This window comes from Candidatus Ornithobacterium hominis (genome assembly GCF_900538215.1).
In the GTDB taxonomy this organism is placed as follows: Bacteria; Bacteroidota; Bacteroidia; order Flavobacteriales; family Weeksellaceae; genus Ornithobacterium; species Ornithobacterium hominis.
The window spans coordinates 204,254-227,090 of the sequence record NZ_UNSD01000005.1 but is presented as its reverse complement, the minus strand read 5'-3'; the positions used below and the strand labels follow the sequence as shown (position 1 = coordinate 227,090).

Sequence of the window (22,837 nt, the reverse complement as noted above, 5' to 3'; positions counted from 1 at the left end):
TAATTACGAATGCGAATAGACTAGGTAAGGTAAATAACATACCTACAATATAGGGCAAAAAGCTTATCCAGTGAAGTCTAGTTTCGTAAATAACTTCTTCAGGTTCTCTATTCTCAATTACATTTATTTCTTGAAATAAATTCTTCATAGTTTCTTCAAATTTAATTAAAAATGTAATATGATTAACATAAACACAAATATATAAATAAATAATTATATATTTATATAATTACAGAAAAGATTTTAATATTTATATCATAGTAATTTGCAATATTTTATAGAATACTATTTTTTTTGTTCTTTTATCCAAAGTGTTTAAAAACGATTTGTTGATTTTTATAATTTATTATCATTTTATTTTTTCTGTTATTAACTTATATAACGTTAATATTATTTTCCTACTAGAGCCCTAGGAGCAAAATAGAATTTAATAATATATATTTATATAAATAATTAATTCTATATTTGTATAAATATATAATTATCTAAACATGCCTATTATTACATTTTCACATCAAAAAGGGGGCGTTGGTAAATCAACCCTAGCATTCAATGTTGCAAAAAAAATATATGAATCAGCAAGTGTTTGTATTGTTGATTATGATAAACAGGGTAGTTTATCTCAGGTATCAGATATGGTGTATTTTCACATCCTAGAAAATGTTCTACCTGAAGAATTGCCAGAATTAAACTATGATTTCGTATTAGTTGATACGCCACCATATTTAGCAACCAACTTGACTAAAATTTTTGAAGTTTCAGATATAATCGTTGTTCCTATACGTGCTGGGATTTTAGATTTATTTGCAATAAAAGGAACAATAGATTTAATAACAGAAGCGAAAAAACAAGATAATGCCCTTATTGTGTTTAATCTTATTAAACATAATACGACGATTACACAGGATATTGTAAATGAAATGAAATCCTTCAATATAAAAATAGCAGAAACAAAAATTCAGGATTTGGTTTCATTTACACGGTCTATTCTAGTTGATACTTTAGATTCTAAAGCTCAAGATCACATTGATAATCTAACTGAAGAAATCCTTAATATGATTATATAAATATATATTTATATATTAGAAAAAAGATTTTATATGGAAAAAGATTTAAGCAGCTTGATAAAACAAGCTCAAGTAAAGAAAATAGAACCAAAAAAGCAGGAAGTGAAACCTGTGAAAGAGAGTGTAATGAAAAATGAAAAGGCATTTTCTCTCTATATTGATATAGATATTTTGAAAAAATTAAAGCTTTTATCAATTGAAAAAGAAAAAAGTATGAAAGATTTAATTAATGAAGCAATAATAGAATGTTATTTTAAACCATAAAGCAATTTTGCTTTATGGTTTTATATATCACAATCAAAACTATCTTCTAAATCCTCTTTTTTTATCACCTAAATCAATATTCTTTACTTTATTTATTTCAGTTTGCAATTTTTTTCTATATTGGTCAAACATAAACGCATAATATTTATCAAATTTTTCATCTCTTTCTACAGAATTTAAAGCTTTATAATAATCAGGTTTATCTTCTGAAAAAATAGTGCTTAAAGGTAAATCGTATTGCTTCTGAAGAAAATTCATTACTAATCTAGATGTTCTTCCATTCCCATCTAAAAAAGGGTGAATATTAACTAATTCATAATGAGCATAAAAGGTGAGTTTTAATTTATCTTCAATGCTATCTTGCCTTGGCAATTCATCATTAATTGTATCAACTAAATCCTTTAGAGCAGGTTTAACCTTTTGATGATTCATAAAAACAGCACTTCCAGCTCTAACAGAAGTATTTCTTAAATCTCCTTTAGACACATCAACAACTCCAAGAGCATTATTATAAATCCCCCCGGTAGATTTCATAACTTTAGCTGCAATTTCTTGGATAAATTCTATTGAGAAAGTGTATTTTTCTTTAGCTCTACCTAATATAAATTCTAAAGCTTTGTAATGGTCTAAGACAGCTAATGAAAAATCAATCGGTTTACCTCCTGGTGTAAATCCATTTCTAATTAACTCATCAGCTTCTTCAAAGGTTATGGTGGATCCTTCTATTCTTGTTGAATGACAAGTTATTAAAATTTTATTATATTCTTCAAAATTAAAAGCGTCCTCTATTTTTAAATCTATATATTCTTTTATAAGCTCTTCCATAAAATAAAATTATATATAACACAAAGATAAGGAATGTATTAATTAGATATTTTTTATTTATAATCTATTAATCCCAATATAAAAAGGAGCGTATTAAACGCTCCTTTATTAAGCTAAAAGCTTATCCCTTACATTCTAAATCTTTTTAGAACATCACAAAATTATATAGACAGAAAAAAAACAAATAGTTTTTATTTTATGAATATTTTTCTTATAGAAGTTTGTTTGATTTTATCTTCTCATACTTTTTTTTGAAAATTCATCTTGGGATTGATTATTATCAATTTCAATAGGTTTCAAGTCTTTATCCTCTCTTAATTTAAAAAAAGTTTTATTTTCAAGCTTCCTTTCCTGGGCAAAATCAATACTTTTTTTATTTTCTAAATCCTTAGCTTTTTCTACTTTAAACCTTTCAATCAAAGCATCTTTTTGTTCGGGTAGATTGGAAAGTGTTTGTTCTATTTTCTCTATCTTTTCTTTATTTAAACGAATTCTACTATCAATTTCCTTAACATCGATACCACTTGCTGCTAGATCCTTACTAGAAATTTTCCCTTCTTTATAGCTATTAAATTTTTTTTCAAAAAAAGCAATATCTGTATTTAGTTTTTCTAATACTATAGGAGATAGTTTCATCAGATTTATTATTTTTGTTTGTTTATACGCAACTACAGTATGTTGTTTTGTTTTCTTATACTGTTTGTTGTTGCAAATATAATGTAACATTTTGTAACAATCAAGATAAGTGTAACATTTTTACTCATAAAAATGATAATATAATTGTAAATAACTGTAAATGACGTCGGAAGAATTAAGAAAAAAAAGGAGTGAAGCTAATCTCACACAAAAAGAATTGGCGGATTTATTACATTCTTCACGTAAAACAATCAACTCATACGAAAATGGTTACACCATTCCAGATGCTAAAGTTAAATTAATAAATAATGTTTTTAATGAATTAGAAGAAATAAAACTTGAAAAAAAATCTAAAAATCAATATCCAGAGTTGGAAGTAACAAAAAGTAACATAGATACTGAGAATGAATTTAATGTTACATCATTGATTTCACTGCAAAGAGAAACAATTGAAATAGCTAAGGAATTAACGGAAATTATTAAAACTAGTCAAAAGCAAATAAATAAATTAATTGAAATTATTAATGATAAGTAAAGAATGTACACAAAAAGTGCACAAAATATTGTAAAATACTATTATATAATTGTCTGTAAGCTATTGATTATCAAGAGCAATTTACTTTAATAGAGAATCCCTCTCTCTCCGCAGTTAAATTGCTGAAACCCTTACTGCAAAAGGGTTTCAGCTTGTTTTACAAAGTGTAAAAATTAAATTTAGTTACAAATCGTAACAATTTCTGCCCTCAATCTCTTTTGGCGTCGCACTGAATATTGATGCGATACAAAAACTACTTTACCGAACCGAAAATTAAAGATTATCCTATCCAAAATCCTGATGGAACAAAAGGTAAACGCTGGTACGTTTGGTTTAGGTTCAATAACGTTTTAAGAAAATACGAACTTGACATAAATAAACAGAAAACCTATGATGCTCGTATGGAATCGGCTATCGTTCTACGTGACGCCTTAAAGCTTAAATTAGAAAGTGGATGGGATCCTGTGGCTGATAAAATTCCATTCGCTCCCGAATTGCCTAAAATGAATTTATGCGATGCTTTGGATTTTGCTCTTGACAAAATGAATTCTCGCCTCGCTCCTAAAACTTTTTCTGGATATAAAGGCTCTGTCAATTTCATTAAAGATTCTGCAAAACGTCTGAAATTTAACAGACTTCATGTGCAAAACATTTCTCGCTATCAAATTAAAACCATGCTGGAGGACGTTAAAAGTAAACGCAATTGGTCTGAACACGCTTATAACAAACACTCAGGGTATTTAAAATCTGTGTTTTCTGAATTAATTGAATATGAAATCATTGAAAACAACCCCCTCGTTGGTCTTCGTTCGCTCAAATACAACAAACCAATCAAGGAACTTAGTGTTTTAATAAGTGATTATAGGCAATGGTAGAAAGGTCATCAAACTTAAAATCGTAGATATACATTGAAAAACCTTTTTCAATTTGTTGCTTGATATAATTGTTTACAATAGCATAGGATTTACCCGAACCAGGCGTACCCAAAACAATAGTCGCACGAAAAACAAAGACTAAATATCCTCAACAGGCTTAGATACTTAACACAAAGCCTTATCGAATGTTGAAAATATCTAGTCTCCAAATCGTTTTAAGACACAAAATTTAATAACGCTTAATGGCGTATAAATAGTTTTCACGCCATGTTTCACCTGAATCACGTGCACCTAGATTTTCTAACAAACCCTTTCTCTCGTTAGAAAAATTATTCATATCATCATACAAAGCATGCAAGAAAAGGGTTTTAGTTTCTGTTAGAGTAATTAGAAAAGTGCCATAAAGAGGTGTATATGCAGCTGTAAAAGTTAATTCTACTGAGTTATATATAGAAGAAGCGTTATCAACCGGAACAATGTGTTGGGAATTAATAAAATCTTGTGGCTCTTTAGTTTCAAAAAACTTTGTTCTTATCCATACAGTAGGTTGTTTTACTACACTGATTGTTTCTCCACTCGGGGTATCAACTTGCTCTACTAAAGCATCTTCTCTGTTCTTGACAAATAAAGATCCGTAATAAATAACCCATTTGCCAGGTGGTAGTGTAATAGACTGCCCCATATAGCGAGTTAAGTTAAGATTTCCTTCAGCAAGATATTGTTTATAATCATGGAAGGTTGTTATATCATTTGGAAAAGACGCTTCTTTTGTTCCTGCGTTGCCTTGCACTAATTGTGTGGTTCCCAGTACGGTAGGGTCAATTCGGGGTACATAGCCCAGATTTCCATTTGCATCTGCCACTATAGAGCGAGTATATTCTGTATCACTTACATTGCCTTTGAGTTCGCGTACTCTTGCTGTTCCGTTGATGTCCAAGGTTGCGGTAGGATTATTAGTACGGATTCCCAATCCACCAGCATTACTCACCGTGATTAGCGGGTCATTATCACTATTTTTAATTTTGAGTGCGCTGGTGGCGGCACTATTTTCTTTGGATACCACCTCCAAAGTCGCTTGCGGTGTATCTGTATTTATCCCCACCTGAGCGGTGACCGCAACCGCTGATAATACGGCTAAAGAAAGTAATAATTTCTTCATTTGTTTTATTTTTTTTGGTTAATATTTGATTTATTCTTTTCTTAATTAAATTTTTGCTGTTTTTTATTCAACTTTTTTAGCTTCTTCTTTTAGAAAGAGCCCCAACCCGTGAGGCTCTTCTTTTTGAAGAAATTACTACTTCCACACAAGTGAAAATAGAAAAACCGCACAAGATTTTCTTGCACGGTTTTGCGGTTCGCTCCCGCGGGGAAGCAAAAAATTATTATAAGTTGCTGATAATGAGTTGTTTAGCTCATTACTTGTGTGTTTACACTTTTTTTTTGAAACTCACAAATTTCATTTGTTAAAATTTCGTTATTTTTTTTTTTGTTAAAATTTCCGTTGAGATTTTTCCTCTTTTCTCAACCTGCCCGCAAATGTATTTTACGTTTTTGAATTACGCAAATTTATTTTTTTTTTGAGGCAGAGGATTTTTTAAGGCTTGTTCTGAAACTTCATCTTTTGATGTGCGTGTAAGATGTTATGGCGGTAAAGTATCTTGACAATCTGGTTATAATTGACGCCTATTTTTCTAAATTGAGCGTTTAACTCGATGAGTTTGGTATAAAAATCAATGGCTGTTTGATACAAGACTTTTACAAAACGTAGAAAAGTAGGGTGTCTCTCATTGAGGTAATTCACAATTTGCGTTTGCTCGGCTGGTGTTATAAGATAAATACGAAATTAAGCCTCAATTCTATGTAATAAACTTCGATGATCCTCGTAAGAGCCTAAAATTCTTTGTGTGGGGAATAATCCCGATAGGCAAAATATTTATTCGGCAGCATTAGGTTCATACAATTCCAGAATTGTAAAACTCATCAATAAAAAAGGGCAGTTAAAATCGTCTGTAATCATTGATGAGTTACCTACGATTTATTTTCGTGGGTTAGATAATTTGATTGCCACAGCAAGGAGTAACAAAGTGGCGGTTTATTTAAGTCTTACAAAAACGCCAAAGTATGACCATTAACCGAAGTGATAAATCGACTTCGATTAGTACACAAATGGATAGTTTGATCCCACCGAGTAAAATATCGAACCTTACACAAGGGATGTTTGTTGATTCGGTATCGGATAACTTCGACCAGCGTATCGACCAAAAGATATTCCATGCTCAAATTGTGGTAGATAATGAAAAGGTCGCCAAAGAAACTAAAGCCTACAAAAAAATACCTAACATTTTGTCCTTTAGTGATGAAGAAATGAAACAACAAGTAGAGGCGAATTACAAACAAATTAAAACCGATATTATAAACCTTGTAGAAAGTGAAATGGAACGCATTGCTAATGACCCAGATTTACAGCATTTGATTGAGAAGGAGGATGAATAAATTATTTTTAGCTTATAACAAATTAAGAATTAATAATTTTTTTTAACATTTTCTATTACATCTTAAAAAATTTTTATTTCCTTTGTAAGAGAAGAAAATAATTCCTTACAACCTTAAATCTATATTATGTAAATCATGAAAAGAAACGATTCAGTATTTTTAATGCTAATGCTATTTCTAGCAAGTATCAATGTTTACTCCCAGCAATACGAAATCAAAGGTAAAATAGTTGGTGATTTGTCAAATGAGCCACTCGAATTTGTTAATGTTACATTAACAAAAAATGATAGTATTTTTAGCGGTGCTGTAACAGATGAGTTAGGTAATTTTGCTTTATCGGCTGAAAAAGGAGATTACATTTTAAAGTTAGAGCAGTTTGGAGAAATGTTTCTAAGTAAAAACATTTCTCTTGCTAAAGATTTAGATTTAGGAGCATTACCCGTAGAGCAATCCATAGCATTAAAAGAAATTGTTATAGAGGCTAAAAAACCTTTAATTCAGCAAGAAATTGATAGGACTATTTTTAATGTGGAAAATTCAATTGCAGCCACAGGCGGTGATGCTTTAGATGCTTTGAAACGCACGCCATCTGTTCAAGTACAAAATGATAATATCGCTTTAGTTGGCAGAAGTAATGTAAGGGTAATGGTTAATGATAGAATGATAGAGTTATCAGGTGAAAATCTAACCAACTATCTTAAATCAATTCCATCAGATGACATTAAAAGTATTGAGGTAATAACAACACCACCTGCTAAATATCAAGCCGAAGGAAACAGTGGTTTGATAAATATTATCTTGAAAAAAGGAGCGTTAAACGCATGGAGTAATACCATAAGAACTGCATATATACAAACAACTTATCCTGCTTATAGTATTGGTAACACTTTTAATTATAATAAAAACAAATGGGCAATTAATGCCAGTGTAGATGCCAAAAAAGGAAGTGAAGCCAGTCTATTAGATCATGAAATATTCTTTCCTAATGCCCGCAATGTAAGTCAAATGGACAGCAAAAACCGAAAAGATTTTTATTCGGGAAGATTGGGTATTGATTATGATATTTCTGATAAATCCACTATTGGGGCAATAGCAAATATAAGTGAATTTTTACCCGACTCCAAAGACAACTCTTACATCAACATATTTGATGACAATAATGTGCAGTTTTCCCAAATCCTTACTCAAGGAAATTCCATTGAAAAAGATAAAAATATATCTACTAATGTACATTTTATTCAAAAATTAGACACTTTAGGCAAAAAACTAACTATAGATCTAGATTATTTTAATTTTAAAGAAGATAGAAATAGAAATTTTTCAACAATCCAAACCACTAATAATATTATAGACAACTTTGACATAGCAAATAATTTAGGAAATCAAAACATAAATAATTACAGCATAAACGTAAATTTAGAACATCCTACAAAATGGGCTAATTATACTTATGGTGGTAGGTTGTCATTTTCAAATACAGAAAGTGGTGTTAAATTTTTTGATTTGAGTAGCGGAAATCCAATTATAGATCCAAACCAAACTGATGATTTTAGATATGATGAATATATACAAGCACTATACTTTGATGTTTCCAAAAAATTTGGAGAAAAATGGCAAGTAAAATTGGGCTTACGATACGAACATACCCACACTAAAAGTTTACCCTTAACTTATAACCAAGAATTCACAAATAATTATGGCAAACTATTCCCTACTGTTTATGCTTTATATTTAATGAATGAAAACAACTTTTTAAATCTTAATTATAGTAGAAGAACAAAACGACCTGGCTTTTGGGAACTTAACCCTTTTAAATGGTATCTTAATGCAAATTCATATGCAGAAGGAAATCCATTTTTACAACCTTCTTTTAATCATAATGTTGAACTTACCCATGGCTATAATCAAAAATTATTTTCTACCTTTATTTTTCAATACACAGAAGACGGTTTTGGGCAAATACCTAGTGTAAATGGTCTAAATAATCAACAAATATATACGAGAGCAAATTATAATAACACTTATGTCTTTGGTTTAGTAGAAAACTATAGATATACTCCATTCAAATGGTGGGAAAGTAATAATCAGTTTTTTATATTTTATTCTGAAACGAAAATAAAAAGCGAATTTGTAAATGATTTACCTGTTAAAAATGGTTTAAGTTCAGCATTTTCAACTAATAATTCCTTTGTTTTAAATAATAGTAAAACATTTTTAGGAGAGTTAAATTTTAATTATAATTTTCCAAGAAATTCAGGTATTTATAAAGCTGAACAAAGTTACAGTTTAGATTTTGCAATCAAATATTTATTCTGGAATAAAAGTTTAGTAGCCACATTTGCTGTAAATGATATTTTTAGAACCAGTAATCCAAATATTACAACCTTTACAAATAATATAAAACAAGTGTACAACAATTATTATGACAATAGATTTTTTAGATTTTCATTATCCTACACGTTAGGAAATAGGAAAATTAATGTAGAAAAAAGAAGTTTTGGTAATGAAGAAGAACAAAATAGAACCAATTAATTAAGATTGAAATGTTTGTAATTATCAATAATTCAATAAATGATAATTACAAAATATTGCAATAATTACCTCCAATTTTCCCGATTTACACAAAATGAAGTTTCATTTGTCTGCCGATTAAAGAAAAACGCAGATTTGGTGCACCTTGATTGCACAATTATTATTGTTGGTTTCAAAGGCAAAATCTAATACGCAAAAAGCATTTTCCACGGCAGCAGCGTTGATTAGGATACACCTAATCAGTAATTTGGAATTGTTTTGGATGGTGGAAAACTGCCGAAGATCTACCCCAAACGCCACAAAAGCAAAAATAAATCCCCTCTGCGTTCAAACCGAACTGTTCTAAAACAGGAGGAGGTAACTTTTTTTCGAATTAATAACACACATTGATTCACAGTGTGTTAAGACCTATTATTGCCCTATTTTTTGACTTATCCGTTTGGTAGTGCAAAATAATGTAAAACTTTATATACCCCGCGTACATTTAGGCCAAGTTAATTTTAAGATTCTTTACAGGCCTACTAAACACAAATTTATTGAGCCATTGAATTACCGTTAGCCTTATGATTTTTGCTAAAATTACAGGGCTAAGAGTTGTTTTGTATATCAACAAAATTTATTTTAATCAAGAAAATATTAATCATTTAAAATGAATTGAATAGTAATACTCTGAATTAAAGATATTCAAAAAAATATGTTTTGGATTTGTAGAAACACAAAAAAAATGATAAATTTAAGGTTCAAAATTTTAAAAAATCATTTTAATGAAAAAGGTTCTAATCTGTAGCTCTATTCTATTTTTATCATTTTCTTCATGTTCGGTTAATCAATCGCTGAAACAATCAATCGCTCAACCCGAAAAATTTGGAGCAGTGCCGACACAACGGCAATTGGATTGGCAAAAACTGGAATATTATGGTTTTGTGCACTTCAATATGAATACCTTCACCGACCGTGAGTGGGGCTATGGAGATGAAAAGCCAGAATGGTTTAACCCGACAGATTTCGATGCTGAGCAGTGGGTGAAGGTAGCTAAAAAAGCGGGGATGAAAGGACTGATTTTAACGGCAAAACATCATGATGGGTTTTGTCTTTGGCCCTCGGCTTACACCGAGCATACGATCGCTAATTCTCCTTACAAGAATGGAAAAGGAGATATTGTGAAAGAATTGGCTGAGGCTTGTAAAAAACATGATTTATTATTTGGTGTTTACTTATCTCCATGGGATAGAAATCACGCTGCATATGCCCAAGATGCTTATGTAGACGTGTTTTTAGGGCAATTGAATGAGCTTTTAACAAATTATGGTGATTTGTTTGAGGTATGGTTTGACGGAGCAAATGGTGGAGATGGTTACTATGGCGGGGCGCGAGAAGCTCGGAAAATTGATGCAAAAACTTACTACCGATGGAATAAAGTAGTGGATATGGTTCGAGAACATCAACCTAATGCTGTGATTTTTGGGGCAAAAGGAGCTGATATTCGCTGGATTGGTAATGAAGAAGGAATCGGGACTGAAACCAACTGGAGTACGATGAATCCTATTGTGATGAATGAAACACGAGAACAATTGCAAAAAGGAGTGAAGAATGCTGAAGATTGGCTGCCTGCAGAGGCAGATGTTTCTGTACGACCAGGCTGGTATTACCATGCAAGAGAAGATCACTTGGTTCGTCCACTAAGCCATATGGTAGATATTTACTATAAAAGTGTAGGGAGAAATGCTAATTTATTGCTGAATATCCCAGTAGATACAAGAGGTTTAGTGCATGAAAATGATGAGCAACGACTATATGAATTGTATGAAGTTATTCAGGCAGATTTTGAAAACAAAGTGAGTGAAAATGCTGAATTTAAAGCAGATGGGAGAACTATTGAAAGCAAATTCATGACTGATGATGAGTTGAGCACCTATTATTATAATCCTCAATTAGAAGATTCGCAGCAACAAGTTATTGAAATTGATTTAGGAAAATCTCAAATATTTAATCGCCTTCAAGTTCAAGAAAACATTGAATTTGGCCAGCGAGTTGAATCTTTTGAATTAGAGGTTTTGAAAGATAATCAATGGCATAAAATCACCGAAGGCACAACGATTGGTTACCAAAGATTGTTGAGATTTGAGCCTGTAAAAGCTCAGAAAGCACGTCTTATTATCAAAAAAAGTTTAGCCGCACCAGTCATTTCAACCTTTAATTTATATAAAGCACCTAATTTATTGGTAGAGCCAATTTTAGAGCGTAAAAAATCTGGTGAAGTATCTTTCAGTGTGCCAAATAAACAGACAGAAATTTATTACAGTTACAAAAAAGATCAGCCACAAAATTTCACAAAATTTTCTAAGCCTTTAAAAATTTCTGAACCCACAACCATTTATTATGCTTCTTTTGATCCTGAAACACAGAAATACAGTAGTGTCCAGACAGCGAATTTAGACATTCCTAAGGCAAAATGGCAAGCCATTGATGAAAATGGGAAGCCATTAAAAGAAGCCACCAAAGCCATTGATGAAAATGTGTATTCAGTATATGTTTCTACGCCAGAAGCCCCAGAAATCATCATCGATTTGGGTGAAAACATAGATATAACGGGCTTTACATACTGGCCATCACAAGAACGCTGGGCGTATGGCACAATTCAGAATTATGAATTATATACCTCTGAAGATTTGAAGAGCTGGAATTTGGCTAAAGAAGGGGAATTTAGTAATGTGAAAAATAACCCAATTGAACAAAAAATTTTATTTCAAAAAACAAACACAAGATATATAAAACTTAAATCAACTAAAACAACAGATGGTAGTAAAAAAGCTTCTTTTGCAGAAGTTAGCGTAATAACTTTAAATCCATAAAATGAAGAAAAGATTCATATCTCTTTCGGTACTTTGTTTGTTCCAAACGATTAATGCTCAAACAAATCCAGATCCTATTTTTGAAAATCCTGCTATTCAGCAAGAAAATCGGCTGCCGATGCGTGCCTATTATTTTGCATATGAAAATAATGCCTTAAGCTCTGAGAATGATAGAGCTAAGTCAAACAGGTTTATTGATTTAAACGGAACTTGGAGGTTTAAATGGCTACCCAAAGTAGAGCAGATGCCACAAGATTTTTATAGCCTTAATTACTCTGATAATGATTGGGATAATTTTAAAGTTCCTGCCAACTGGGAATTCAATGGCTACGGGATACCGATTTATGTAAATCATCCGTTTGAATTTGCAGTGAAAAATCCCATGCCACCATTTATTCCAGACGATACAGAACAATCGGTGGGCTTGTATAGAAGAAATTTTGATTTGCCACAAGATTGGCAAAATCAAAAAGTCTTTATTCAATTAGGTGCGGTAAAATCAGCCTTTCGATTATATGTCAATGGTCAATATGTTGGGCTAGGGAAGGGAAGTAAACTAGAAAATGATTTTGACATCACAGAATTTCTAAAGCCTGGGAAAAATTTAGTCGCTCTTGAGGTCAGAAGATTTAATGATGGAAGTTATTTAGAGGCACAAGATTACTGGCGTATTAGCGGTATAGAAAGAGATGTGTTCCTCTACACCCGCCCAAATGTTCATTTTTATGATTATACGGTAACCCAAGATTTAGTCAACCACTATAGAGATGGGAAATTTGGTTTGAAAATCGAAGTATTCAATCAAACCAATGAGCCGAAAGGAGAGTATACTGTCGCTGTAAACTTAAAAGATGCAAATGGCAACCTCTTATATCAAGAGGAAAAGAAAACTTATGGTTTAAAAAGAATACAAGGGAAAACGGTTTTATCATTTGATGAAATAATACCAAGCGTGCAAGCATGGTCGGCAGAGATTCCTTATTTATATTCACTAAACATTGAACTAAAAGATGAGAGCGGGAGAACCATTGAGAGCATTCCGCAAAAAGTTGGTTTTAGGAATTTAAAAATTGAAAATGGTCAATTTTTAGTCAATGGTAAGCCAGTCTTATTCCGTGGAGTAAATCGCCACGAGACAGAGCCTGATACGCACCACGTGATTACCAAAGAGCAAATGGAACGTGATGTGAAAATCATGAAAGAACTAAATATGAATGCGGTGAGGCTCTCACATTACCCCAATGCACCTTATTTCTATGAATTGGCTGATAAATATGGATTTTATGTGATTGATGAAGCTAATATAGAATCTCACGGAATGTATTATAATCCCGAAAAAACTTTAGGGAACGCCCCAGATTGGGAGAAAGCACATCATCTGAGAATCCAACGAATGGTAGATAGAGATAAAAACCACCCATCTGTAATCGCTTGGAGCTTGGGGAATGAGGCAGGGAACGGATATAATTTTTATAATGCGTATACTTGGCTCAAAGGTTACGATAAATCTCGCCCAGTGCAGTACGAACGTTCCACAACAGAGTGGAATACGGATATGATAGTTCCGCAATACCCACACCCTGAAAGTTTACGAAGATATGCCATGAGTGATGCCGAAAGACCATACATTATGAGTGAATATGCACACGCGATGGGAAATAGTATGGGGAACTTCAAAGAATATTGGGAAATAATAGAAGACCCTAAATATCCTAAACTACAAGGAGGTTACATTTGGGATTGGGCAGATCAAGGAATGTATAAAAAAGTCGATGGTAAGAAAATATTTGGTTACGGCGGTGACTGGGGCGATGAAAATACCCCGAGTGACAACAATTTCTTAATCAATGGAGTAGTGATGCCAGATAGAACTTGGAATCCACATGCTTATGAGGTAAAAAAAGTGTTCCAAGAGATTGATTTTGATTACAATAAAGAAACTCAAATACTGAGCATCGAAAATGAACATTTTTTTAAAGGCTTAGAAAATTTCATCATCAAAGTTGAAATTTTGAAAAATGGGGAAATTGTAGAAAGCATGGATTTAGGAAGCAAAAACATCGCAGCAAGGCAAACTAATTTAGTGAAACTTCCCATTAAAACCATAACTGATGATGAAAATGAATATCGCTTGGTAGCTAAAGCATTCTTGAAAAACGCTGAGAACCTAATGGACGCTGGGACTGAGATGGCTTATGAAGAATTTGAATTAACATCAGCAGTTCCATCAACTTTCCAAGCAGTAAATACCGTTAAATTCACAGAGAAAGAGAATGAAATTTTGGTAGAAAATGGAAGAATTTCTTTAAGCTTTAATAAAAAAGATGGACGCTTTTATAATCTAAAAAATAGAAATAATATCCTCATCGAAGCAGGGCCGCGGTTTAGTGTTTTCCGTCCGTTGACAGATAATGATTTTGGTTCAGGGCAAAACCGAAAATTAGATGATACTAAAAATCCAAATCTTGAATTAAAGAGCATTGTTGCTCAGCAAAATCAAGTGATTACTAAATACACTTTGCTCAACGGTGATGCGGATTTAACGATGATTTACACTTTTGGCACGAATGGAAGCATTTTGGTTGAAAATCAGTTTGATGCAAAAGAGAATACCAAAAGAGAAATTCTGCTGAGAATAGGAAACGATTTAGTCATTCCCAAAAATCAAGACACGTTTACTTGGTACGGGCGAGGCCCGTGGGAGAGCTATGAAGACAGAAAATCTAGCGCTTTAGTTGGCATATACTCAGGCAGCGTAAAAGAGCAATACCATCCGTATGTTCGCCCGCAAGAATCTGGGAATAAGACTGATGTCCGCTGGGGGGAAGTAACGGATAGAAGAGGAAGAGGAATCCGTGTGGGATTCAATAAAAACTTGTTGAATGTGAGTGTTTTACCATACACGTGGAAACAATTGTATCCTTCTCCAAAGAAGGGGCAAGAACATTCAGAATTACTCAAGGAAGATCAAAGCAATCATATGCGTATCGACTTGAAACAAATGGGCGTTGCGGGAATAGACAGCTGGTATTCATTGCCACTAGAGCCATACCGAGTTCTTTTCCAAGATTATGAATATTCATATATCTTAAATCCCACAAAGTAAGATAATGAGGAGGTTATTCTTTAATTTTTCTTTATCTCTCATGTGCATCTATGCGTGGGCACAGAAAAAACAACCCAATATTGTTTTCATTTTGGCAGATGATTTAGGGATTGGTGATATTGAGCCTTATGGGCAAAAGTATATTAAAACACCAAATATCAATCAGTTAGCTAATGAGGGAATGACATTCGTTAACTTCTATGCAGGTTCTACGGTTTGTGCACCTTCTAGGGCAAGTTTGTTCACAGGGCAGCACACGGGGCACACCAAAATTAGAGGAAATGGAGAATATCCATTAGATGCAGAAAAGCAAATTTTTACTCAAGGCTTAAAAAAAATAGGCTATCACATTGGTTTTTTCGGAAAATGGGGCTTGGGATTAAAGGGAAGCGATAGTACGCCTAATCAGAAAGGAATTGATGAATTTGCAGGGTTTCTACATCATGTAGATGCTCATTTTCAGCAGCCAGATTCTATTGATATTTTTCAGAATAAAAGTTTGGGGAAATTAGCTTTAAATGGGCAATATGCAAATGATTATTTTGTGAATAGTGCCATTAGTTTTATTAAAAATTCAACAGAAACCCCTTTTTTCTTATTTATATCATTGACGATTCCACACGCAGAGCTCAAATTGCCAAAACGTTTTATGCTCAATCAGCTAAAACCAGATGGCACAAGCAAATACCCCGACGAAAAAGCACACTCAAAAGCACATTATGGAACACAAAAATACCCCCGAGCTGCTTATGCTGGCTTGGTAGAAAGTATAGATGCTTACACGGGTTATATTCTAGATGCTATTCAATCTAAAGGGATAGATGAAAACACCATCGTTATTTTCTCTAGTGACAACGGAACGCATGTGGAAGGTGGAAGAAGAATGGAAGATGTCCATTTTTTTGAGAGTAGTTCGATTTATCGAGGAATTAAAAGAGATTTATACACAGGTGGCATCAAAGAACCATTTATTGTTCGGTGGCCAGGGAAAATTCAAGCTCATACAACCAATGATTTCACAGGAGCTTTTTGGGATTTATACCCAACCTTTATTGAGCTAGCAGGAGGAACCTTGGCTGATGATGATACAATAGACGGCATCAGTCTCAAGAATACCCTTCTGGGGAAACCACAAAAACCACATGAATATCTTTATTGGGAATTTCATGAATTCGGCGGGAAACAAGCCGTACTCAAAGGTGATTGGAAAGCTATTCGATTGAATGTAAACAAAGAAAGATTTGGCGAAATTGAATTATATAATATTGCTGAAGACCCCGCAGAAAAAATAAATTTAACCGAAAAATTTCCTGATAAAACAAAGGAAATGACAAAACTACTAGACAACATAAGAACAGAAAATGAAACATTTAACTTTAAAGACTAAGATATTTTTACTATTTCTATTAGTAGGAATCGGTGGGTTTGCACAAGACTATTCACACGAACCTGATCGCTTTTTTGAGAACCCAGAACTGCAAGACGTCAATCGCTTACCTATGCATTCCAGTTATTTTGTTTATAACAATTTAGCAGATTTAAAAGCGGATAAAAAACAAAAAGCAGAAAATTATCTCGACTTGAATGGGATATGGAAATTCGCTTATTTTGAAGACTATAAAAAGGCTTATAAAGATTTTTACAAAATAAATTTTTCAGATAAAAATTGGGATAATTTCCCAGTTCCTGCCAACTGGGAGTTTAGCGGTTACGGAACGCCAATTTACGTAAACCCTTATTATCCGTTTGCGATGAAAAATCCTCAGCCACCTAAAATTCCGTCCGATATAAATCAACCTGTAGGTCTTTACAGAAAAAGCTTTGATTTACCACAAGATTGGGATGGTAAAAAAGTTTATTTACATCTTGGAGCTGTAAAATCAGCATTTAAATTGTATGTAAACGGAGAGTTCGTTGGTTTTGGTAACGATAGTAAATTGGAGTCAGAATATGATTTAACACCTTATCTGCAAAAAGGTAAAAATTTAATAGCCTTAGAAGTGAGAAGATGGAGTGCTGGCAGCTATTTAGAAGCACAAGATTTTTGGCGCATTAGCGGAATAGAGAGAGATGTTTACCTCTATGCAAGACCAGAAGTTAACTTTGATGATGTGAAAATTGTAAGTGATTTAGTTAATAATTATAAAGATGGTAAGCTTCAAATTACCACTTCTCTCACAAATAATAGCAATGAATCAAAAGAAAATTATGCCATCAGTGTAGAGCTAAAAACCCCAAAAGGAGTCGTTATCTATCAATCAACACAAAAAACAAAAGGTTTAGCTCGAGTGAAGGGAAAAACTGTAGTCCGATTTAATCAAAAAATCCCGAACATAAAAGCTTGGACTGCCGAAACACCTTATTTATACCAACTCGCAATAAGCCTAAAAAATGAAAAAGGAGATATAGTGGAAGCAATCCCATTCAAAGTTGGATTTAGAAATGTGAAAATTTCAGAAGGAAATTTATTGGTGAATGGGAAAAGAATTTGGATAAAAGGTGTAAATCGCCATGAAACAGAGCCAGATACACATCACGTAGTAACTCGTGAGCAAATCATTCGAGATATGCGCGTGATGAAAGAATTAAATATTAATGCAATCAGAACTTCACATTATCCACAGACTCCAATGTTTTATGATTTGGCAGATGAATATGGTTTCTATATTGTAGATGAAGCCAATATAGAATCTCACGGGATGCATTATGCACCAGAAAGAACTATTGCTAACGACCCAGCATGGGAGAATGCACACATAACGCGCGTTAGCCGAATGATAGAAAGAGATAAAAATCACCCATCAGTAATTATCTGGAGTATGGGGAACGAAGCAGGCAATGGATGGAACTTTTACAAAGCTTATGACATTGCTAAAGCTTTAGATCAAACACGCCCAGTTCAGTATGAGCGAGCAGAGCATGAATACAACACCGATTTATTTGTGCCAATGTATATTACCATTGAAGATATGAAAAAATATTCCAATAGTAATTACGATAAACCATTGATTTTAACTGAATACGCACACGCAATGGGCAATAGCCTAGGAGTTTTCAAAGATTATTGGGAAACGATTCGTAGCTACCCTAAATTACAAGGAGGGTTCATTTGGGATTTTGCAGACCAAGGAATTTATGTAGAAAAAGATGGAATTCGCTATACGGCTTACGGCGGTGATTTGGGCGATGAAAACACACCAAGCGATAATAATTTCTTGATGAACGGTGTTGTAATGTCTGACAGAAGATACAATCCGCATGCGTATGAAGTACGACATATTCACCAAAATGCAAGATTTAAATTCAATGCAAAAAAACATCAGATTGAGGTATTTAATGATTATTTCTTTAAGCCTTTAGAAAATTTTAACTATGAAATCACTTGGCTAGAAAATGGAAAATTAAAGGCTCAGAAAAATGTTAAAAATTTAAATGTAGATGCTCAGCAAACGGCTTACATCGATTTACCCGAAGATTGGAAGTTTTCTAATGAAAATGAAACCGTAGTCACAATCAAAGCAATACTTGATGAAGATGAGCAATTATTGAAAAAAGGAACCTTACTAGCTCATCAAGATTTTGAAATCACCAAATATCAACCAAAATTAATATCAAATTATTTAAGCTATAAAAAATCTGAAACATCAGATTATTATCAAATTTCAGCAGGAGATTTAAGTTTCAAAATAGCTAAAAACAATGGTAGAATAGAAAATTTGAAAATCGGGAAGCAAGAATTATTGTTAAAAGGGCCACAAATTTCATTATTCCGCCCGTTGACCGACAATGATTTAGGAGCAGGATTTGGAAAGCGGTTTGACCAATACAAGAATTTAAACATTCAAGTAGCTGGGATTGATTTTACACAAAATAGTATTGTCATTACCCAAAACTTACTCGATGGCAATTCCCAAAATACGATGATTTATAAATTTCCAAAACAAGGAGGAATTGAAGTAAAAAACCATTTCAAGCCCATCAATACTGAAGAGAAATACTTACTGAGGCTCGGGAATGATATTGAAATTTCCAAAAAATTAACTCAATTGAAATGGTTTGGAGATGGACCTTGGGAAAGCTACATCGACCGAAAAAACTCATCAATGCTTGGCGTCTATGAATCAACAGTAGAAGAGCAGTACCATCCGTATGCACGCCCACAAGAGAGTGGAAATCACACCGATGTACGCTACATGGAAGTGAAAGATAAGCAAGGACGTGGCATAAAAATCAGTGCGACCACACAGGTTTTAGATATGAGTGTTTTGCCGTACTCTTGGGAGCAACTTTATCCTAAAAACGTAAAAGAACAAGAACATTCAGAATTTTTAAAGCCTGATAAAATTAATCACTTACGTGTCGATTTATTCCAAATGGGGTTGGGCGGAATTAATAGCTGGGGACGCTGGCCACATGAAAATGCTAGAACCAAAATGAGTGAGTATGAGTATTCATACATTATCCAACCACTGAAGTAAAGCTTAAATTTTTTTAACTTAAAAAGAAAATGACCGAAAAAATCGGTCATTTTTTTGTTAAAATTTTTTAAGGCTTAAAAAAAATTATTCCTCCTCATAATAACTTATTTTTTTAGACGTTTTAGCACCTAATTGTTCTAAACGGTGAATATTTTTGATTAAATTTTGGCGTCCAGTCAATTTTTTCATAGCACCATCGTAGGTATTTTGTGCCGAATACATTTGGCTGCCCAATTTTTGCATCGTTTCAGTGAGTGCAATAAATTTATCGTGCAAGCGGCCAGCTTCTTTGGCAATTTTAGCCGCATTTTGATTTTGTTTTTCATTTTGCCAAAGACTTGAAATGCTAGCCAAAACGGAATGAAAAGAGGAGGGGCTGACCAAAATAATCTTTTTGTCATAAGCAAAACTGAACAAATTAGCATCTGCATTTTGCGCAGAAATCAAGGCAGCATCTAGCGGTACAAACATTAAAACATAATTCTGTGCACGAAGCTGTGGAATCTGATGATAATTTTTGGATGATAAAAGATTTACATGATTTTTGACAGATTGGAGATGTTTCTGAAGATAAAATGAGGTGTCTTGTGTTTGCGGGTCGACTAATTTCTCATACGCCGAGAGAGAAACTTTTGCATCTACAATGATTTTTTTATTCTGGGGCAAATGCAGCACCACATCAGGAATCAAGCGCTCATGATTTACCGAGAAACTCTCTTGCACTGTGAACTCAAGCCCCTTGCGCAATCCTGATTTCTCCAAAATACTTTCTAGCAGCATTTCGCCCCAAATTCCTTGAGTTTTTGATTCTCCTTTCAGTGCTTGCGTCAAATTTTTGGTCTCTTGCGTGATGTTTTGGTTTAGTTCATGCAACTGTTTCAGTTGCTGGTCAAGGCTAGCATTTCGTTCAGTTTGGTAGCGATATTGCTCTTGTAGCCGATTTTCAAAGTCTAAAATCTTCATTTTAAGAGGCTTTAAAATTTCTGAAATTTGATATTCATTTTGCTTCAAGTATTTTTCACTTTTCTTTTCTAAAATATTCTGAGATAAATTTTCAAAGGATTCTTGAAATTTTTTTTCCAAAGCTTGAAGTTGAATTTTATCAGCCTCATATTTATCAGTTAAATACTGTTTTTCAGAAACTAATTTTTGATTTTCTAAACTTAAAGTTTGATTAGAATTTTGTTTCAAAACCAATTCTTCTTCCAAATAAATTTGGCGTTGATGAATCGTTTCAATTTCCTTTTTCATCATTTTTTGAGTAGCAACTAAAGCTATATTTTCTTCTTTAGTTTCTTGGAATTTTTCTTTCCATAATTCTTCATTAATTTCTAAAGCCTTAAATAATTTTTTCTGTTTTCTCTGCTCTTTTTTCAGCTGAAAAAGAAAAAACAAACTCAATATTAGAAGGAAAAATAAAATAAAGCTGATAAGCCAGGCTAAGTCCATCATATTCGGTATAAAAGTTGTCAAAATTACCTAAAAATACAATTCTATAGATTTGCTAACAATACTTATTTCCTTTTGCTTAGGCATTGGTTTATCAGCATTCGCAGGATTTCGCGTTTTTTTACCCTTATTTGTACTCAGTTTAGCGGCACGTTTTGGTTTAAATACCGAATGAGTGCGGTTGGCAAGGCTAATTTTAATTATAATTTACTATATAGATAAGGAATTATAATTTCACCACATTTTACAATTTTATTGATTCAGAATTCAAAGTGAAATTTACATAAACTTTAAAAAAAATATTCTTCAAGAGTAAAAAATGGTTTATTTGTTGCAGGCTGTAGAGTAATTAAAAATAAATGATGTCTAAATTTTCAGAAATTATTTCTCAAGATAAACCAGTTTTAATTGATTTTTTTGCGGTGTGGTGTGCTCCGTGCCAAATGCTAAAACCTATTTTAGAAAATATTAAAGAGAAGATGGGGGATGAGGTTTCCATCATCAAAATCGATATTGATAAAAATAAAAAATTAGCTGATAAATATCATGTGCAAAGTGTTCCAACTTTGATGATTTTCAAAAATGGAGTGCAAAAATGGCGACAAAGTGGAGTTTTACCCGAGGAAACAATCATGAATGAAATCAAAAAATTTTTGTGATGAATTATCGGAATATTCCTATTAAAAAAAATATTGCACTGGTGGCGCATGACCATAAAAAAGATGACTTGATAGCGTGGATTCAAGAGCATGAAGAGGAGCTGAAAAAGCACCACCTCATTGCAACTCAAACGACTGGTAAAAAGATTGAAGAAAAGCTGGGGGTAGGTGTGCAAACGGTAATGAGTGGGCCACTCGGTGGAGACCAGCAGCTAGGAGCCATGATTGCAGCTGGAGAGATACATGTGATTATATTTTTTTGGGATCCGATGGAAGCTCAGCCGCACGATAGTGATGTAAAAGCGCTTCTACGTCTAGGCGTTGTATGGAATGTTCCTATGGCTTGTTGCCCAGCAACGGCTGATTTTATCTTGAAATCTCCCTATATGAAAGAAGAATACCAAGCGATACAAGCGGATTATAATACGTATCTTAATCGAAAAATTAAAGATTAATCAACTGATTCCTATTGTATAAAAACCAACCTGTTAAGCTATTTCTGCCTTTATTAGTTGGTAAAACCTCATGGTATAATTCGGCAGATTTGAAAATCACGGCACGGTTGGCAATGGGTTCTACCAAAGTGGTCTCGCCATTATTAAGATAAATTTTGAGTTGCCCAGCATCTTGAGTTTGGTAATCTTCATTCATGTACAGAAGAAAAGTTATCATTCGGTTATTTCTTTGGTCAAATTGGTCGAGATGTTTTTTGTAAAAACTCCCAGCAGGGTAGTGCGCCAAGTGAAATTCATAACTGGCTAAAGATAAATAGAAATTATAATTCAAAATGTCTTTCAATTGGTCTAGAAATTCAAAAATAAAGCTTAACTCTACATCGGAATCTTGATTGAGCCAATACGTGAAATCACCTCTAATTTCTGTTTTATATTGATGTTGATTTTTGGTGCCGATGCCAGCTTTATGAAATTTTTGAGAAGATTGTTTTTGGTGAAAAAATTTTTTAAGGCTTAAAAAATCTTCTGCTTCCAAACAATTATCAATTATAGCAAAATCTCGTTCAGCTAAATCGTCTAACCAAGATTGGTTTCTAAAAATATTATTCAAG

At 33.1% G+C, this 22,837-nt stretch carries 17 protein-coding genes and 2 pseudogenes; 13 read left to right on the top strand and 6 right to left on the bottom strand.

The window, feature by feature from the left end:
• The first annotated feature begins 491 nt into the window (after positions 1 to 491).
• Both D5J18_RS06145 and D5J18_RS06140 read left to right on the top strand, forming a co-directional pair.
• Positions 492 to 1,067, top strand: a complete 576-nt coding sequence (locus tag D5J18_RS06145) for an AAA family ATPase (protein ID WP_119058134.1) — start codon at positions 492 to 494, stop codon at positions 1,065 to 1,067.
• A 33-nt stretch (positions 1,068 to 1,100) separates the two neighbouring features.
• Positions 1,101 to 1,331, top strand: a complete 231-nt coding sequence (locus D5J18_RS06140) for an RH3 domain-containing protein (protein WP_119058133.1) — start codon at positions 1,101 to 1,103, stop codon at positions 1,329 to 1,331.
• Positions 1,332 to 1,370: 39 nt separating this feature from the next.
• Here D5J18_RS06140 and D5J18_RS06135 read toward each other — a convergent pair whose 3' ends face one another.
• Complete coding sequence (locus D5J18_RS06135) at positions 1,371 to 2,156, bottom strand: Fic family protein (RefSeq protein ID WP_119058132.1); 786 nt, start codon at positions 2,154 to 2,156, stop codon at positions 1,371 to 1,373.
• A 231-nt stretch (positions 2,157 to 2,387) separates the two neighbouring features.
• Positions 2,388 to 2,792: a hypothetical protein gene (locus D5J18_RS06130; protein WP_133298117.1), complete on the bottom strand. Its 405-nt coding sequence runs from the start codon at positions 2,790 to 2,792 to the stop codon at positions 2,388 to 2,390.
• Positions 2,793 to 2,952: 160 nt separating this feature from the next.
• Here D5J18_RS06130 and D5J18_RS06125 point away from each other — a divergent pair, with 160 nt between their 5' ends.
• Together D5J18_RS06125 and D5J18_RS06120 are read left to right on the top strand one after the other, a co-directional pair.
• Entirely contained in the window at positions 2,953 to 3,327 is a 375-nt protein-coding gene (locus tag D5J18_RS06125; protein ID WP_119058130.1) for a helix-turn-helix domain-containing protein, read from the top strand.
• Between the two features lie 239 nt (positions 3,328 to 3,566).
• Complete coding sequence (locus D5J18_RS06120; protein WP_119058129.1) at positions 3,567 to 4,202, top strand: site-specific integrase; 636 nt, start codon at positions 3,567 to 3,569, stop codon at positions 4,200 to 4,202.
• A 229-nt stretch (positions 4,203 to 4,431) separates the two neighbouring features.
• On the opposite strand, the gene D5J18_RS06115 is transcribed toward D5J18_RS06120, so the two are convergent.
• Entirely contained in the window at positions 4,432 to 5,304 is an 873-nt protein-coding gene (locus D5J18_RS06115) for a hypothetical protein (RefSeq protein WP_133298116.1), read from the bottom strand.
• A 540-nt stretch (positions 5,305 to 5,844) separates the two neighbouring features.
• A pseudogene (locus D5J18_RS08975) lies at positions 5,845 to 5,946 on the bottom strand (plasmid mobilization protein); the annotation flags it as partial.
• A gap of 142 nt (positions 5,947 to 6,088) precedes the next feature.
• Between D5J18_RS08975 and D5J18_RS06105 the strand changes: the two are divergent.
• From D5J18_RS06105 to D5J18_RS06075, 6 genes and pseudogenes are all read left to right on the top strand, one after another.
• A pseudogene (locus D5J18_RS06105) lies at positions 6,089 to 6,695 on the top strand (conjugal transfer protein TraG); the annotation flags it as partial.
• A 135-nt stretch (positions 6,696 to 6,830) separates the two neighbouring features.
• Positions 6,831 to 9,227 carry an outer membrane beta-barrel family protein gene (locus tag D5J18_RS06100; RefSeq protein ID WP_119058126.1) on the top strand — a complete coding sequence of 799 codons (2,397 nt, stop codon included), beginning with the start codon at positions 6,831 to 6,833 and terminating at the stop codon, positions 9,225 to 9,227.
• A gap of 764 nt (positions 9,228 to 9,991) precedes the next feature.
• Positions 9,992 to 12,079 (top strand): alpha-L-fucosidase, encoded by a 2,088-nt coding sequence (locus D5J18_RS06090; protein WP_119058125.1) that lies wholly within the window; start codon positions 9,992 to 9,994, stop codon positions 12,077 to 12,079.
• A gap of 1 nt (position 12,080) precedes the next feature.
• Positions 12,081 to 15,185 carry a glycoside hydrolase family 2 TIM barrel-domain containing protein gene (locus D5J18_RS06085; protein ID WP_119058124.1) on the top strand — a complete coding sequence of 1,035 codons (3,105 nt, stop codon included), beginning with the start codon at positions 12,081 to 12,083 and terminating at the stop codon, positions 15,183 to 15,185.
• Between the two features lie 4 nt (positions 15,186 to 15,189).
• Positions 15,190 to 16,572, top strand: coding sequence for a sulfatase-like hydrolase/transferase (locus D5J18_RS06080; protein ID WP_119058123.1), 1,383 nt, complete (start codon positions 15,190 to 15,192; stop codon positions 16,570 to 16,572).
• Positions 16,547 to 19,663, top strand: coding sequence for a glycoside hydrolase family 2 TIM barrel-domain containing protein (locus D5J18_RS06075; RefSeq protein WP_119058122.1), 3,117 nt, complete (start codon positions 16,547 to 16,549; stop codon positions 19,661 to 19,663). Before D5J18_RS06080 ends, D5J18_RS06075 begins: the two co-directional genes overlap by 26 nt.
• A gap of 84 nt (positions 19,664 to 19,747) precedes the next feature.
• On the opposite strand, the gene D5J18_RS06070 is transcribed toward D5J18_RS06075, so the two are convergent.
• On the bottom strand, positions 19,748 to 21,115 hold the full coding sequence (locus D5J18_RS06070; protein WP_119058121.1) for a DNA recombination protein RmuC: 1,368 nt from the start codon (positions 21,113 to 21,115) through the stop codon (positions 19,748 to 19,750).
• A 49-nt stretch (positions 21,116 to 21,164) separates the two neighbouring features.
• On the opposite strand from D5J18_RS06070, the gene D5J18_RS06065 reads away from it, so the two are divergent.
• The 3 genes from D5J18_RS06065 to D5J18_RS06055 all read left to right on the top strand — a co-directional run bounded on the left by D5J18_RS06065 (position 21,165) and on the right by D5J18_RS06055 (position 22,226).
• Complete coding sequence (locus D5J18_RS06065) at positions 21,165 to 21,287, top strand: DUF4126 domain-containing protein (protein ID WP_119058120.1); 123 nt, start codon at positions 21,165 to 21,167, stop codon at positions 21,285 to 21,287.
• A gap of 184 nt (positions 21,288 to 21,471) precedes the next feature.
• Complete coding sequence (gene trxA / locus D5J18_RS06060) at positions 21,472 to 21,771, top strand: thioredoxin (RefSeq protein WP_119058119.1); 300 nt, start codon at positions 21,472 to 21,474, stop codon at positions 21,769 to 21,771.
• Positions 21,771 to 22,226 carry a methylglyoxal synthase gene (locus D5J18_RS06055; RefSeq protein ID WP_165844972.1) on the top strand — a complete coding sequence of 152 codons (456 nt, stop codon included), beginning with the start codon at positions 21,771 to 21,773 and terminating at the stop codon, positions 22,224 to 22,226. Before trxA ends, D5J18_RS06055 begins: the two co-directional genes overlap by 1 nt.
• Here the strand turns inward: D5J18_RS06055 and D5J18_RS06050 are convergent.
• Positions 22,216 to 22,836, bottom strand: coding sequence for a 2OG-Fe(II) oxygenase (locus D5J18_RS06050; RefSeq protein WP_119058117.1), 621 nt, complete (start codon positions 22,834 to 22,836; stop codon positions 22,216 to 22,218). The genes D5J18_RS06055 and D5J18_RS06050 overlap by 11 nt on opposite strands.
• Position 22,837: the final 1 nt, after the last annotated feature.